The organism is Neobacillus niacini (assembly GCF_036961885.1).
Taxonomy (GTDB): domain Bacteria; phylum Bacillota; class Bacilli; order Bacillales; family Cytobacillaceae; genus Neobacillus; species Neobacillus niacini_H.
The window spans coordinates 46,318-61,622 of record NZ_JBALNQ010000037.1; the positions used below are offsets into that span (position 1 = coordinate 46,318).

The 15,305-nt window shown below is 39.8% G+C and carries 13 protein-coding genes and 1 other annotated feature; of the genes, 4 read left to right on the plus strand and 9 right to left on the minus strand.

Annotated elements, in window-relative coordinates; translation table 11 throughout:
- Positions 1-32 precede the first annotated feature (32 nt).
- Together V7124_RS16340 and V7124_RS16345 are read left to right on the plus strand one after the other, a co-directional pair.
- On the plus strand, positions 33-932 hold the full coding sequence (locus tag V7124_RS16340) for an alpha/beta hydrolase (RefSeq protein ID WP_335416421.1): 900 nt from the start codon (positions 33-35) through the stop codon (positions 930-932).
- A 126-nt stretch (positions 933-1,058) separates the two neighbouring features.
- Complete coding sequence (locus V7124_RS16345; RefSeq protein ID WP_335416420.1) at positions 1,059-1,970, plus strand: EamA family transporter; 912 nt, start codon at positions 1,059-1,061, stop codon at positions 1,968-1,970.
- 43 nt (positions 1,971-2,013) lie between these two features.
- On the opposite strand, the gene V7124_RS16350 is transcribed toward V7124_RS16345, so the two are convergent.
- The 5 genes from V7124_RS16350 to V7124_RS16370 all read right to left on the minus strand — a co-directional run bounded on the left by V7124_RS16350 (position 2,014) and on the right by V7124_RS16370 (position 6,652).
- Positions 2,014-3,282 carry a S8 family serine peptidase gene (locus V7124_RS16350; RefSeq protein WP_335416418.1) on the minus strand — a complete coding sequence of 423 codons (1,269 nt, stop codon included), beginning with the start codon at positions 3,280-3,282 and terminating at the stop codon, positions 2,014-2,016.
- 180 nt (positions 3,283-3,462) lie between these two features.
- Positions 3,463-3,693, minus strand: coding sequence for a DUF3953 domain-containing protein (locus V7124_RS16355; RefSeq protein WP_335416416.1), 231 nt, complete (start codon positions 3,691-3,693; stop codon positions 3,463-3,465).
- Between the two features lie 86 nt (positions 3,694-3,779).
- Complete coding sequence (locus V7124_RS16360) at positions 3,780-4,241, minus strand: flavin reductase family protein (protein ID WP_335416414.1); 462 nt, start codon at positions 4,239-4,241, stop codon at positions 3,780-3,782.
- Positions 4,242-4,386: 145 nt separating this feature from the next.
- Positions 4,387-4,968: a DUF4256 domain-containing protein gene (locus tag V7124_RS16365; protein ID WP_335491012.1), complete on the minus strand. Its 582-nt coding sequence runs from the start codon at positions 4,966-4,968 to the stop codon at positions 4,387-4,389.
- Positions 4,969-5,059: 91 nt separating this feature from the next.
- Positions 5,060-6,652 carry an amidohydrolase gene (locus tag V7124_RS16370; protein ID WP_335491015.1) on the minus strand — a complete coding sequence of 531 codons (1,593 nt, stop codon included), beginning with the start codon at positions 6,650-6,652 and terminating at the stop codon, positions 5,060-5,062.
- Positions 6,653-6,896: 244 nt separating this feature from the next.
- Here V7124_RS16370 and V7124_RS16375 point away from each other — a divergent pair, with 244 nt between their 5' ends.
- Positions 6,897-7,619: a toast rack family protein gene (locus tag V7124_RS16375; RefSeq protein WP_335416409.1), complete on the plus strand. Its 723-nt coding sequence runs from the start codon at positions 6,897-6,899 to the stop codon at positions 7,617-7,619.
- 34 nt (positions 7,620-7,653) lie between these two features.
- On the opposite strand, the gene ilvA is transcribed toward V7124_RS16375, so the two are convergent.
- Both ilvA and V7124_RS16385 read right to left on the minus strand, forming a co-directional pair.
- Positions 7,654-8,925, minus strand: a complete 1,272-nt coding sequence (gene ilvA, locus V7124_RS16380; RefSeq protein WP_335416407.1) for a threonine ammonia-lyase IlvA — start codon at positions 8,923-8,925, stop codon at positions 7,654-7,656.
- A gap of 86 nt (positions 8,926-9,011) precedes the next feature.
- Positions 9,012-9,258 (minus strand) — a binding site (T-box leader).
- A 145-nt stretch (positions 9,259-9,403) separates the two neighbouring features.
- Positions 9,404-13,696, minus strand: coding sequence for a S8 family serine peptidase (locus tag V7124_RS16385; RefSeq protein ID WP_335491018.1), 4,293 nt, complete (start codon positions 13,694-13,696; stop codon positions 9,404-9,406).
- 458 nt (positions 13,697-14,154) lie between these two features.
- On the opposite strand from V7124_RS16385, the gene V7124_RS16390 reads away from it, so the two are divergent.
- On the plus strand, positions 14,155-14,667 hold the full coding sequence (locus V7124_RS16390; RefSeq protein ID WP_335491023.1) for a gamma carbonic anhydrase family protein: 513 nt from the start codon (positions 14,155-14,157) through the stop codon (positions 14,665-14,667).
- 61 nt (positions 14,668-14,728) lie between these two features.
- Here the strand turns inward: V7124_RS16390 and V7124_RS16395 are convergent, their stop codons facing one another.
- Together V7124_RS16395 and crcB are read right to left on the minus strand one after the other, a co-directional pair.
- Positions 14,729-14,869, minus strand: a complete 141-nt coding sequence (locus V7124_RS16395) for a hypothetical protein (RefSeq protein WP_335491027.1) — start codon at positions 14,867-14,869, stop codon at positions 14,729-14,731.
- Positions 14,870-14,947: 78 nt separating this feature from the next.
- Positions 14,948-15,304, minus strand: coding sequence for a fluoride efflux transporter CrcB (gene crcB, locus V7124_RS16400; protein ID WP_335416400.1), 357 nt, complete (start codon positions 15,302-15,304; stop codon positions 14,948-14,950).
- Position 15,305 lies beyond the last annotated feature (1 nt).

Below are 15,305 nucleotides of genomic sequence, written 5' to 3' on the forward strand. Positions count from 1 at the left end.
TAAAAATATTATTTTAATAGGAGGACACTGAAATGCCAAGTCCAGAAAGTATTGCGGTAAAACAATATTTAAAGGCTTTTGTTGCATCTCAACCTGCTGGCTTAGATCTTGAAGCATCAAGAAAAGGATTAGAAATGTTATCTAGCTTAACCCCTGTTGCGCCGGATATAAAAGTGGAGAAAACGACCGTTGAAGGTATTCCAGCAGAATGGATTGCTGCCCCTAACGCTGTTGAAAGTAGAGTTTTCCTTTATTTACACGGCGGTGCTTATATTCTAGGAAGCTGTAACACCCATCGTAGTATAGCAGCTAAAATTTCTCGTTCAACTGCTTCAAAAGTGCTGCTTCCTGAATACAGGCTTGCACCAGAAAATCCTTTCCCTGCTGCGATTGAAGATGCTGTTCAAGCCTATCGCTGGTTAATTTCCTCTGGATATAAACCCGAACAAATGATTATTGGTGGAGACTCTGCAGGTGGTGGTCTCACCCTTTCAACACTTTTATCATTAAAAGAGGCTGGTGATGTACTTCCTGCATTAACCGTGCTTCTTTCTCCATGGACAGACTTAGAGGGAACTGGAGAATCCATGGAAACGCGGGCGGAAGCAGACCCTTGGTTAAAACCTGAGGCTTCCCGTGCAACTCCCGTGTTGTATATTGGCAAACTAGACCGTCGTCACCCTCTTGTCTCTCCGATTTATGCAGACTTAAAGGGACTTCCTCCTATGCTGGTTCACGTAGGTAATGATGAAATTCTTTTAAGTGATTCCGTACGTCTTGTTGATCATGCAAGTGCTGCTGGAGTAGAAGTGAGTTTTAAAGTCTGGGATGATATGTGGCATGTTTTCCAAACATTTGAAATCCCAGAAGCAAAACAAGCCATTGATGAAATAGGTGAATTTGTTAATCAAAAGCTTAGTGTAAATGCTTAATTCTATGCATCATCCCTGGTTCAATTGAAACTAGGGATTTTTTTCGTTATTTTTGGAAAAACTCCTCTTTAAATCTTACAAACTTTCTGCTAAATTAATAGAATGGTTGTTTTGGAGGGGATTTTTATGAATACAATGGGTGCAGTTAGGTCATACCCCAGAGCAAGAGGTATTATATTAGTGTTAATTGCAGCAACATCATGGGGTGTTTCGGGAACAGTCGCTCAATATCTTTTTCACCAGCAAGGCTTCGGTTCAAGCTGGCTAGTCGTCGTTCGCCTGCTTTTGGCTGGAATGGGTTTGCTCTTTTACTCTCACACTGTTGGGAAACAAAATATATGGACGATATGGAAAAGTAAACAAGATATTTTCCGACTCGTTGCATTTGGGATCATCGGAATGCTCGGTGTTCAATATACTTTTTTTGCAGCCATAGAGCATGGAAATGCCGCAACCGCTACTGTTTTACAATACTTGGCACCCGTTATCATCGCCTTATATATATGTTTCCTTGCAAGGTCATTGCCTGTAAAACATGAAGTTCTAGCAATTGTCTTAGCGCTAGGCGGGACATTTCTTCTCGTAACAAAAGGGAATATCCATTCACTATCAATATCTGGTCCGGCCTTTTACTGGGGAATTTTATCCGCCTTCGCCCTTGCATTTTATACCTTATTTCCTGTAAAGTTGTTATCCAAATGGGGAACAACTTTAACTGTTGGTTGGGGAATGATGGTCGGTGGCATTGTTATGTGCTTTATCCATCCTCCGTGGAGATTTGAAGGTCACTGGTCATTCACTTCTTTTTTAGCGGTTGCTTTTGTTGTGATTGTTGGCACCTTAATCGCATTCTTGTGCTTCATGGAAAGTCTAAAATATATTAAGGCCTCAGAAGCGAGTCTATTAGCAAGTATTGAACCCCTATCCGCAGCATTTCTAGCTGTTGTATGGCTTCAAGTGGCTTTTAGTCCAATTGAATGGGTAGGTGCATTTTCTATCATTGCAACCATTTTTATTTTATCCGCAGTAAAACGGTAAATTTTAAAAGCCATCTAAAAATATAGATGGCTATTTTCTATAATTATCTTACTCTAGCAAAACCAAACCCAGAAGCATAATCATCACCAGTAGCGGCACCGTACCCACCTTTAATATCGTAAAGCTTAGCTCTTCTTTGTAATTCAGAACGAAGCTGGGTATGAGACCAAGACAAATTCGCTGACCAAATTTTTGCAGCTAAGCCTGATACGTGTGGAGTTGCCATAGAGGTACCGCTAATCGTATTGTAATTGCCATCGTACCATGTTGATTCAATCGCAGCACCTGGTGCAGAAATTTCCACATCTTTTTCTCCAATAATAAAATCACCGTCAGTTAGAGGGTTGCCACGTGATGAGAAATCGGCGACACGATAGCTACCATTTTGTTGAACATTTTCTAAAGCACCTACTGCTACAGCATTCTTTAAGGCACCTGGATAACCAATGGTATTAGCGGCATAACCACTATTACCGGCAGCAGCAACAACTAGAACTCCCTTGCTATATGCATAATCTACTGCACTAGCAATCATACTATCCTTACTACTCGAACCAAGCGACATGGAAAGAACCACTTTTGATCCTGTTCTTATTGCTTCATCCGCTACGTGACGAATGGCTCCCGAAATATCATCGGAATATCCAGATCCATTGTCTGTTAAAACCTTATATGCCCATAGTTTAGCTTGCGGTGCTACCCCATAAATCCCTAAACCATCTGTGGCTCCATGTGCGAGTACAGTTCCAGCGACATGTGTACCATGTCCGTTTCGATCTGTGCAGGAACCATTAATAATCGGTGAAGAGGACTGAGTAAAATCTTTACATTGTTCTCCACTACCAACCAAATCGTAGTGATTAATATACGTACCAGTGTCTAAGACAGCCACCTTAATTCCTACACCTCCGGCGGTACTTGTAAGGTTTGGATCATTGTAAATGGCTTGCATACCCCAAGGAGTACGATCACTTGGTAGAGATGTAATAGCGGTTGTCCCAATTTTGTCTTTTGAAGCATTATCAATTCGATCCAAATGTACTTCTTGGACATTGGTAATCGTTAAATTCTTATTGTGTAATAAGGATTGGTATTGTTTGAAGTTCACAGAGGTGGAATAGCCTTCAGCTCCAAAATCCCAACGCACTCCGGTCTCTTGCTTTGCCTTTGCTTTTTCTGAACTCGGTCCATTAACATAGACCCGGAAGGTTTCTTTTGAATCTGTAACCTCACCGTAAGCGGCTGAGGCAAATAATGATACACCCATTGTAACTGCTAGTAATGCAGAAGCTAATCTCTTTTTCTTTCTCATCTTATCTCCCTCTCCTATTTTTAGGTACAGCTTTTGAGCGGCTGTAACATTGAGTTTATTTAGAAAGTTCTAATTAATCAACGTATTAATTACCTACGAAAGTTGGGAAATAATTGAGATATATTTAATAGAAATCCAAAAAATCAACAAAAAAAAGGAGAAATCATAAGACTTCTCCTTTTAAGCTATAAAGGTTTGTATGGCAACAGCTAACACAAATACCGATAAGAAAATATTTATATAGCCGCGTCGTTTATTTCCCTGTTTAAGCTCGTCTATCCCGCCAACTAATATAAAGGCACATAGGCCTAACATCATAAATGGCTGTGCCACGAAGTTTTTAGTGATTAATCCAAATCCCGCTAATAGTAATACGATAATTCCTAATGTAATTCTTACTTTTTTTAACAAAGGACATCCCTCCTTTTCCTATTGTACAATACTAAACAAGAAGTACAATAAGAAAAAGCTGCCAAGGACAGCTTTTTCGAAATTTGTTATTCTGTTAATTTACGGTATTGCCCTCCGAAATATAACAACGGATCCCCTTCGTTCACTTTAAGGTCGGTAACCTCACCAATAAATAAAATGTGATCTCCTGCCTCAACTTCGTTATATAGATTGCATGTCATGTTGGCAAGTGCACCTTGAATAACTGGTAGCTCTCCAAATTGTTCAAAGCTATATGGAGTTTCCTCCTTAATTTGTCCCGCAAAACGCATTGATTCAGTCTGCTGAGCTTCGGATAAGAAGCTAACGGCAAATTTCTTAGATTGTTGGATAAGTGGCAGCATTCTTGCTCTTTTATCAATCGATACAAGAATTAGCTTAGGACTTAATGAAACAGAAACAAAAGCATTTGCTGTCATTCCATGTGCTTCGCCCTCTGCTTCAGTTGAAACGATGGTAATACCCGTTGCAAATTTCCCCATTGCATTTCTAAAAAAACGATCATCCATTTCTCGACACCCCTACTCATAGTACAATCTTGGATTGCTCATAGTTTACAAGCACTAACTTAATTTTATTATCTTTGTTATCAGGTGTCTAATATTATGATTAGCCCAACATTTCATTGACCTTTTAGAACATTTAAAATAAAGTTTAGACTCTTAATGAGCCACGGAACCCTCTCGCACCATAGTAAGAGTCTGCACCATTGTGATACATAAAGACAGTATCGTAGCGCCGATCACAAAAGATTGCGCCTCCGAGTTTTCTAATATTAGCTGGTGTTAGCACCCAGCTCGATGTTTTCTTATCGAAAGCTTCAAGTTCCTGCAACGCTCGATATTGTTCTTCCGTTAGTAGTTCAATGCCCATGTCAGTTACCATATCAATAACGGTATTTTCTGGTTTATGCTGTTTCCTTGACTCCAGAGCTTCACGATCGTAACAAACACTTCTGCGGCCTTTAGGACTTTCTGCTGAACAATCATAAAAAGTGTATTCGTCCTTCTCCTGATCATACCCTACAACATCCGGTTCACCGCCAGTTCTTTCCATTTCATTGAGCGACCACAGTTTTTCAGGATTAGCTTCCAGCCTTGCTAGGACATTCGCCCATTCATGACCTTCATGACGGTGCATGTTTTTCTCAAAACGAACTGACAATGCCTTCAGTAATTCTTCACGTTGTTCTAGTGCCAGTTCCTTTTTATTGCTGATTTTATTTCCATTTGTCATGGAATTTACCTCCTTGTTTTTTTACAAATAATAGTTAACGTATACATGTTTAATCCTTTTCGGATATAAGATGCCCTATTTTCTACTATTCCTAGACCTCTTGTATTTTACCATCAATAATGGCCATTTCAATGTTTGTTTCTAGCAATTCGTCAGGGTTTTCCATTTCAAATAGGTTCTTAGAATAAACGGTCATATCCGCTAATTTTCCTCTTGAAATGGTTCCCTTTTTTGCTTCTTCGTTTGTTGCATAGGCACCGCCAATGGTAAATAACTTTATGGCTTCAAGCATGGAGATCTTTTGACTTTCATTCCAAGTCTCGAGGTGACCTGGTGTTTTTCTTGTAACTGCCGCATGAATCCCTAATAATGGATCTACTGGTTCTACAGGAGTATCTGATCCTCCCGCACATAAAACTCCTTCTGACAATAAGGTTTTCCAAGCATATAGATGACGCTCTCGATCTTTTCCAATTCTATCAATCACCCAGGGGTAATCTCCGACCACAAATCGTGGTTGAATGTCAGCAATTCTGCTTGGATCTGCTAATCGTTTCACTAAATCCTCTCGAACTAAGGAAGTATGAATAATTCGATCACGATAGTTTACTTTTGGAAATTGATCGAGGATATCGAGAACATTTTCCAATGCTTGATCTCCAATGGTATGGACGGCAATGGGGAAGGATTGCTCCCTTGCATCTTTCACCATGTTAAATAAGACATCCTGTGTTTGCATGGCTTCGCCATATTGACTTGGTTCATCGTTATATGGCTCTGAAAGCAAAGCAGTCCTTCTTCCAAATGCACCATCAGCGAATATTTTTATCGCACCAATTTGTAATTTCTCATTACCAAAACCGGCAAACATTCCTTTTTCTTTTAAGGCAGGCAGAAATGGATAGTCAATCAAAAGATTACAACGTAAATCATATTTTTCTTGATTGATTAATTCGTCATACATTTTATATGTTTGTTCAAGTCCCCCTAGGTAGGCCGGATCATTGGTATGTACGCTGGTTAAACCTTTTTTAATGGCAAATTTCATTCCTAGACCCAACCCGTTTTTTAGCTCTTCATATGTTTTTTCTGGAATGTGTTTCGTGACTAATTGGGAAGCAGACTCCAACAGCATTCCTGTCGGTTTTTTTGTTTGGGGATCAAGAACAACACTTCCACCTTTCGGAACCTCTTTTGAAGGATGGTAGTCTATCATTTCAAGTGCCTTGCTATTCACTAAAAATGCGTGATAGCAAATTCGCTTTAGGAAAATCGGACAATGCGGTGCGACATAATCTAATTCTTCTATAGTAGGAGTCGTTCCTTCCGTAAATAGATTTTCGTCCCATCCCATTCCAATTAACCATTTCCCTGGTTCAATGGTATCCGCTTTTTGCTTTATTTTACCTAACATTTCTGTTTTCGATTTAGTGCCTGTCAAATCCAAGTCTATGAAATTAAACGCCAATCCTGATAGATGTAAGTGGCTGTCTATTAGACCTGGAGTTACCATTTTTCCGCCTAAATCAACCATCTTAGACCCAGCTCTTCCCCATTGCAGGTTTATTTCATGGTGTGAACCTAAATCTATAATCCTTCCATTTTCAACCACTACAGACTCAACCACTGGTTGGTTAGAATCAAGAGTATAGATTAATCCATTTGTGTAAATTGTTTTTGACACGTAGCCCCCACCTTGTTATTTATTTTAATCTTTAAATTATTATAAATGATATACTGTTCAAAGTGCTAGGATTGTTACCCTATTAGCTAATAATAGAGATTTTTGTAGTCAAGTAGTAATATTGATATATAGGCATTATTTACCATAGGTCTCAAGTCTGAGAGTAAATTCCATCTTGCGCCGTTTTTTCAACCTGATTGCTTTCAGTACAATGATGGTAGATGAAGAAACGGGGGAGAAAAAGATGAAAAAGAGAATTTTTGCTGGTGTGTTAGCTGTATCTATGCTTATCGGAGTATCTGGTTGTGGAATATTTGCAAATGGCAGTGATGAAAATGAGAAAGTCATGATTGAGAAAGATAAAGCTAAAGAATTACAACTTGAACTAAACCTTGGTGCCGGAGAATTAAAAGTCGAAAAAGGTGCAAATGAATGGGTTGAAGGTTCAATTGATTATAATCAAGATAAGCTAAAACCTGAAGTCTCTTATAAGCTTAAGGGTGATAAAGGGATTGGGGTTATAGAACAGGATAAAAAAGGGCTAGTAGATAACATTAAAATCGGCGAGTTAAAAAACGAGTGGAACCTCACTCTTACAGATGAAATTCCCTTAGATTTACGTGTTAATTCAGGGGCTTCTGAAACAAATTTAGATTTAAAGGGTTTATTAATTAAAGAATTAGATGTGAATGCTGGTGTCGGCGATATCACAATTGACCTTGGCGGCAATTGGGACAAAAGCTTTGATGCAGCCTTAGCATTAGGTGTTGGGAAATCGACCATCATTCTTCCCAAAGATGTTGGTGTGAAAATTAAAGCCTCAAAAGGAATTGGAACGGCAGATTTTGTTGATTTTATTTCCAAGGGGAACGGCGTATACGTCAACGAAGCGTACGAAGACGCAGAGGTAGTCATTAATTTAACAACAGATTTAGGTGTAGGAGAAGCGGTTTTTAAATTAGAATAGGTAAAAGAGCCCGTCGCTGGGCTCTTTTTCAATTTTATACAAGCATCTGGTACAAGGTACTATCATTATTTACTTCGCGGAAAACAAACCCCTTGGCATGAATCCGTTCCATTAATGGATAGTAATCATCTTTAGACTTTAGTTCAATCCCCACTAAAGCAGGCCCGGTTTCACGATTATTCTTCTTTGTATATTCAAAGTGGCTAATGTCATCATTGGGTCCTAATACATCATCTAAAAACTCACGCAATGCACCTGGGCGTTGTGGAAATTGGACAATGAAGTAATGACGAAGTCCTTCATAGAGCTTCGAGCGCTCCTTAATTTCCTGCATACGACCGATATCATTGTTACCGCCACTGACAATACAGACAACCGTTTTCCCTTTGATTTCTTCTGCATAGTCATCTAATGCTGCAATCGACAGTGCTCCTGTTGGTTCAACCACAATGGCATTTTCATTATAAAGCGCCAATAATGTAGTACAAACCTTTCCCTCAGGTATAACGACAATATCCTTTACAAGGTCTTTGCAAATATTAAAGGTCATGGAACCGACCGTCTTTACAGCTGCACCATCAACAAATGGGTCAATTTTTTTCAATGAAGTAACTTCACCTTTTGAAATCGATTCCTTCATTCCTGCAGCCCCCTGAGGCTCCACGCCAATTAATTGTGTCTCTGGTGAGAAATGCTGCATATAGGTACCAACTCCAGAAACAAGGCCTCCCCCGCCAATGGCTGCAAAAAGATAATCAATTTTCTCTGGGCACTCATTAAGTAGCTCTACCGCAACTGTCCCTTGACCGGCAATAACATCTGGATCATCAAAAGGGTGTATAAACGTCCTATTTTCTAATTGACTACATTCCATTGCTTTTTCATAGGCATCGTCAAAGGTATCGCCTACTAAAACAATCTCTACATGTTCCTTCCCCCAAAACTTCACTTGATTGACCTTTTGTTTTGGCGTTGTACTCGGCATAAAGACTTTCCCATTGATTTTTAAATGATTACAAGAATAGGCAACCCCTTGGGCGTGATTTCCGGCGCTGGCACAAATAATCCCATTTTCCAATTCATCTTCTGTCAATTTTTTGATTCGATTGTAAGCACCGCGGATTTTAAAGGATCGAACACTTTGCAGGTCCTCACGCTTTAAATAAACATGACAGCCATACCGCTCAGATAATAAGTGATTAAACTGCAGAGGAGTAGGCGAAATCACATCCTTAATGGTGTGGCTTGCAATAATAATATCCTCTACCTCAATTGCTTTTTCTTTTTGATCAACTTGTTGACTCATTTCACTTTCCTCCTCTTTCTTTCATTAAAAATTTGCCATTTTTAAGGCGTTCAATTGTTTTTAAACAACAAAAAACCCGCCCCTTGTATAGGGACGAGTGAACTCGCGATACCACCCTACTTCCGCAGCAAAAAAACTAGACTGCGACTCTCGATTAACGTAAAAAATTTACGTGTTCCGTGTAACGGTGGACTATACCGGTATAGCTTACTGTCAGTTTTCAGCAATACGTCTCAGAGATGATCTTCGGATAAGCCCTGACATCGACTCCCAGCAACTGTCGACTCTCTTTGGACAACAAGCAAATCCTACTCTTCTCGTCATTGATTCATTTTAAATTATTAATTAGATTATCACTGTAAATCGGCTTCGTCAATATTATTTGACTATTTTAATTATTTTGTTAATTTTTAAAGCGCTTTCATTTTGAATTTGAAAAAGGAGCGTCCTCCAACTAGGGAAGATACTCCTCTTTTAATTACTTCTTATCTTTATTCTTCACATTAATAAACAATTTACCGTCTGCAGTTTTTCTAGACTCATTTCCAAATGAATCCACTGCTTTTACTTCAATAACAGCACCATCAGCAACCATATCTTTCGTTGCAGTATAGTAGCCTTCATAGTAACCTGGAGATACCTCCCTCATCGGCAGCTCCGTTGCATTTTGTACTTGTGATGTTCTAAGGTTAGTTAATGGCATATGAATCGCAAAAGAGGTTGTTAATCCTGGCTCACTTGTGAACTCAATTTTTACACTTTCACCCTTCTTTAGCGTCTTATCTTCTGCAGGTTTCACATTGGCTATCACTGGTGCTGTGTAATCTACATTTACTTGTACGGTTTTTTCTGTTGTGTTCCCGGCCAAATCATTAGCTGTGACTTTAATTGTATTTGTTCCTTCATCTAATATAATTCTTGCAGAATAGATGCCATCCTCCACTCTGGCTGATGTACCGTTAACTGTGACCGAATTCAAATAATCATCGACAACTGTACCTGTCACCGTAACGGTTTCTTTATTCATTTTACTAGCGTCTGATGGACTGGTAATGGATAGTTCTGGAGCTTGCTGGTCAAACACTACAGCTACAGGTGCTGAAGCATCGGTAATTCCCTGAAGTGTTGAAGCTTTGGCCGTTAAGCTATTTTCTCCATCTTCAAGGGTAACTTTTGCTGCAAAAGTTCCTTTATCCGTTGCTTCAACAGTTGCAATTTCTTCTCCATGATTATAAATATGAACCGTTGTAGTTGGTGCAGCTTTTCCTTCAACCGTTACCTGAGCAACATTCGTGAATGAGCCATCAACTGGAGATGTGATGGTTGGAGCAATAACCTCGTAATCTACTACCGCACGAATCATAAAGTTTCCTTCATCTTCAGGTGATTGAGACCAGCTGCCGCCAACATATTGCCAGCTTCTTAATGCATTTTCACCATCTTCATCTGTTGCTAGCCCCGGTGAAGCGGTGTTGATTCCCGCTTGGATATAAACTAGATAGAAGTCTCCTTCCACAATAATACCAAGACTGCTTAAATCAACATGTGTCCATTGACCATTCCGTAAAGCAGTAGCGTCAATAGGACCGGCAAGCTTTTTACCCGGAGCACCATCAACGCCAGAAGCATCATAAACTTCTACTTTGAATTTGGTACCACCCGGAACTGGCCATTCTGTATCCCAGAATCGGAATAATCCCCCGGAAACGAGTGCTTTTTCATTCCCTGGTGCCAATGACATTTTCACAGCCCAGCCGTTTCCTGCGTCGTAAAATGCTCTAGCATTTTCAGCAGTTCCATCATCATAGCCAATTTCACTTGGGTAACCGATGAAAGGCTTAATTTCGAAGTCTTGTGTGATACTTCCATCCAATGAAATGGTGACTTCTTGACTGTAGAAATGTGGTGCAATGATTTTTAGTGTATATTCACCTTCATAGGCTATTAACGAATATTGTCCATTTCCATCGGTTTGGACAGGAGCTACTTTAGCGTCCTCAATCACATAAACGGTGGCACCTGCAACAGGCTCTCCGGTTGCTTGGTTTGTAACAGTTCCTGACACAGTACCTTCAGCAAGTTCTTCAAGAGTAAAGTTTGCTGTTACTTCCCCATCCTGTTCAATGGTAACAGTTTGTGTTTCTGGGTGATATCCATAACTTTCAGCAACGATGGTAAATTCACCAGCAGCATGCGTCATTTCGAAGCTTCCGTTTGCTGGATTGGTTTTTACACTTCGTCCGGATTCTAATACAGTTACCTGAGCCTGCATGGGTAGTGCCATCGGTGCAATATTATCAGTAAACGTTTCTTTAGAAACCTCAGGAATTTGCATCGTTATTTTATTCGGATCAACTTTTTCTTTTAATCCGACATTAGAAGAGGAGTCTTCTATATCTTCTACAACACCAAGTCCTTCTGGTACGGCAAGTGGTGTGTCAGATAGGCGGACATCATCTAAATACCAGCCATCTTTAACTACACTGCCATCAGTCTTTACATTAAAAGCAATATAGATCCGTTGACCGGCATATTCAGTTAGATCAACTTCTCCATCAATCCAGCCGTTAGACAAATTATTAACACGTAGCTTTTGAACCCAGTTTACGGCATCAGTAGAAACATAAACATGGCCATAGTCATAGTTCCTTTCAAGATTGTACCACTGCTTAAATTGTAAATAGCTGCTTCCTTCTGGCAAATCAATTGGAGGCATTTGCAATGACATATTGGCACGGCTATCGTATGTGCCGTCAAGGTTTGTTGCATAAACCTTTTCCCCGGAGAATGCTGCCCTTGGACCACTTGTCGGAGTACCCCATTCCCAAGTATTTACTGCACCATAAGAAGTCCATCCATCTGGATTATTTTCAAAATCTTGAGCATATCCAACTGTAATTCCTGGGAGTACTGCTAATGTATGTTCACTAACTGTCTGGTTACCACCGAAATCAGAGACTTTAATGGTATAAGAGAACGAGTCACCAGCAATATCCTCACCTGGAATTATTACTTGGTAGACCCCACTTTTATAATCTCCGCTAACACGCTCTGCAGTGATAGTATTCGTTGTTCCATCTTCTAATTGATATTCAACTTCCACATTTGTTACACTGATATTGTCGGCAGCTGAAGCTTGTAACGTTAGTGGCATTCCTGCAAAAACCGTGGCAGGTTGGGAATGTTCTAGCACCGGAGCTTCACTGTCGTTTCCATCTTTTGTTACTTGTCCTTTCAGCTTTCCTAAGCCAGAAATGACAGATGATACTGCGTCATACACATTTAATAATCCCGAACCATATCCGTTGTTTGGAGATGCCGGATAGGTATTGTCTGTTAAGGGGATAGCGGTTGTTTGTAAAATTTCTTCTAGCTGATCTACTGTTAAACTAGAATTTGCTTGTAGTAATAAGGCAATCGCTGCTGCTACGTGCGGGCCAGCCATAGATGTTCCATTCCATCCACCTTCATAGCTGCTGCCAGGTACGGAAGAACGAATGTTGACGCCTGGTGCAGTTAGCTCTGGTTTAATCTCTTGATAAGGAGATGGCCCTAATAAAGAAAAACTTCCTAGTAAGTTATTAATATCAGTTGCACCAGTAGCAACTGATTCAGGATAGTTGGCAGGATTGGCAACAGATCCTGGTCCGCCAGGGTTTGATAACGTCGTATTGCCTGCAGAGAACTCAGGGAAGATTTCTGCTGCTCTCCATGCTTGAACCATTGGGCGGTACCACTCATCTAATCCTGCTCCTCCACCCCATGAGTTATTAACAACATCTGGAGCTAAGTCAGGATTACCATTCGGTGATAAAATCCATTCACCAGCTTCTAATAAGTCAGTATCCGTTCCACCAGCTGATGTGAATGCTTTAACAGCAATCCATTTAGCACCAGGTGCAACACCAATCGCATTCGATCCATCTGGCTCAGATCCTACCATTGTCCCGGTTACATGAGTACCATGACCGAGATCATCATATGGAGCTGATTGACCGCGTACCGCGTCAAACCAGTTGTTTTCATGTGTTGCCTGACCTGTAGCTTCATTAAACCCACGATATTTTGACTGTAGTGCTGGATGATTCCACTGAACTCCTGTATCAATGGATGCGACGGTAATTCCACTTCCATCAATCCCCATTTCCCAAACGGCTGGAGCTCCGACACGATCAATGTTCCATTCAATCGCATTGGTTTCTGCATTCGGTTCTAACACCGCAACGACAGATTTTTCAGGAACGAATAATTGTCTTGTTTCATTTGGAAGGACTTTTTCAACTTCTTCGAACGAGGCAGCCTTTTCCATAACCTCTTTTGTTGCCGTTACCGCAATTCCGTTTACGACATAATAGGAATGTACATCTTTTGCATTTCCAGCTTCGACTTGTTCTTGAAGAAATGCTAGCAATTCGAACTGAGTTTCCTGTGCCGTTGCTTTTAACTCAGAAACAATCGAAGAACGTTTTAGTGATTTGGCTTTTGCAGGAGTCGCTTTATTCAAGCTAGCTTTTTTATCTGCTTCTTTTGCGACATTGGCCGTATCGACCTGTTCCTTCATCTTAATTAAAAAGGTTACTTTTTCATTCTCATCAAATTGTTTCTCTAGGCTGGTTGAAATCTTTTTAGCTGGGGAAGCTTGTGTTTCTTTTACCGAAACACTTCCCCCTTTCGTTGCGGCTACCGCATTCAATTGAGGCTGCATGAGCATTGGTACAACTAACATCGCGGTACAAAGCACCGATAGAAACCTTCGTTTCTTTTTTCTCATCCCATTACCCCCTAAGTATTTTTCTAGACTTATAACCTACTGCCCCCCTTCCAATCGCACAATTTATGTCCAAACATGGTGCTAATTTAAAAATACAGTTAGAGCGTTGGATTTTATGTCGAATCTAGGGTGAAAAATAGCATTGAGCAGAAATTGAGAGTTTAGTAGTCATTGGGAAATATGGAAAAATAGTCCAAATTAAAGTAGACACGTTATCACCCTCTTACGGGATGAGAGCCTTTTATACTATTTAATCCAACTTTTTATGGGGGTACTTTTCTCCATTTTAAAAAAATGATTATTTCTTCCTAGTAATATTGTTCCTTAAAAAAGGGTCTTATTCACCAATGCATTTTAAAAGTAGTATTTTTCAATTCTAACGTTTCTCGTTTCCTTGAAAAAAGTGGTATAATCTTGCTGAAATGCAAAACAATTCTGAATATAAAAGGAGAGAGTGCATGCATATTCCTTATAATGGTATTACACCCAAAGTTCATGAAAGTGTATTTGTAGCACCAGGTGCTTATATAATTGGTGATGTAACGATAGGAGAGGAATCAACTGTCTGGTTTAATGCTGTATTGCGTGGAGATGATGGCCCGATTACGGTTGGGAAAAGATCCAGTATTCAAGATAACTCTACCATCCACCTGTATGAAGGCTCACCCGTAGTGATTGGAGACGATGTTACGATTGGTCATAATGTTATATTACATGGATGTAAGATTGGCAGAAGTTCTATTATCGGAATGGGGTCAACCTTATTAGACAATGTCGAGGTTGGAGAAGAATGTATCATCGGAGCAAACACGCTTTTAGCTAGCGGAATCAAAATACCACCCCGCTCACTCGTTATCGGTTCCCCTGGTAAGGTGGTGCGTGAATTGACAGAAAAAGACTTTGAAATGCTGCGATATTCCAGTGAAAACTATGTACAAAAGGGAAAAGAGTATAAAAATATCCTAAAATAATTTATAACATTAAAATTTCACACAAAAAAGGGTTGCTGCTTATACAACAACCCTAATAAACCTATTGCCCCTGGGCGCCATTTGGAGTAACTCTGCGTACATGATCATCTTCGAAGTTGTTTTTACGAGCTTCCTCTACCTTATCATTTAATAATTGCTTTTGATCAACTTCTGTTGAAGGGGTATATTTTTTCTTAGACATCAAAATCCTCCTAATAAAAATCATTCTTTTTCCCCTCTTATTTTGCTTTCTTTTTATCAAATTAATCATAGAAATTATTCAGAGCATAAAACCTATAGCAGCAGTTCCAATGCTTACGCATACTGATGTTAAAACATATATACCGGCCAGCATTTTTTTGTTCTGCTGAATTAATGTAATCACTTCATAACCGAATGTCGAGAAAGTGGTGTAGGCACCACAAAAACCTACCCCAGTAAAAAGCCACACCCCATCACTGATGCCACCTGCTTGATGAAGGTTAGCTAGAAACCCTAAAAGAAAGGAACCAGTAATATTAATTGCCCAAGTTCCAACTGGGAAGTTCTTGGAAATCTTTTTATTATTAATACAATAGCTCAAAAGATATCTTGCTGCTGCTCCTAAAGAACCGCCTAAACCGATTAACCAGATCAAT

Bases quoted from the DNA above. Each gene is read 5' to 3' on its own strand.
- V7124_RS16340 (WP_335416421.1), top strand. From the start codon at position 33: ATGCCAAGTCCAGAAAGTATTGCGGTAAAACAATATTTAAAGGCTTTT.
- V7124_RS16345 (WP_335416420.1), top strand. From the start codon at position 1,059: ATGAATACAATGGGTGCAGTTAGGTCATACCCCAGAGCAAGAGGTATT.
- V7124_RS16375 (WP_335416409.1), top strand. From the start codon at position 6,897: ATGAAAAAGAGAATTTTTGCTGGTGTGTTAGCTGTATCTATGCTTATC.
- V7124_RS16390 (WP_335491023.1), top strand. From the start codon at position 14,155: ATGCATATTCCTTATAATGGTATTACACCCAAAGTTCATGAAAGTGTA.
- V7124_RS16365 (WP_335491012.1), bottom strand. From the start codon at position 4,968: ATGACAAATGGAAATAAAATCAGCAATAAAAAGGAACTGGCACTAGAA.
- V7124_RS16395 (WP_335491027.1), bottom strand. From the start codon at position 14,869: ATGTCTAAGAAAAAATATACCCCTTCAACAGAAGTTGATCAAAAGCAA.
- V7124_RS16350 (WP_335416418.1), bottom strand. From the start codon at position 3,282: ATGAGAAAGAAAAAGAGATTAGCTTCTGCATTACTAGCAGTTACAATG.
- ilvA (WP_335416407.1), bottom strand. From the start codon at position 8,925: ATGAGTCAACAAGTTGATCAAAAAGAAAAAGCAATTGAGGTAGAGGAT.
- V7124_RS16360 (WP_335416414.1), bottom strand. From the start codon at position 4,241: ATGGATGATCGTTTTTTTAGAAATGCAATGGGGAAATTTGCAACGGGT.
- V7124_RS16385 (WP_335491018.1), bottom strand. From the start codon at position 13,696: ATGAGAAAAAAGAAACGAAGGTTTCTATCGGTGCTTTGTACCGCGATG.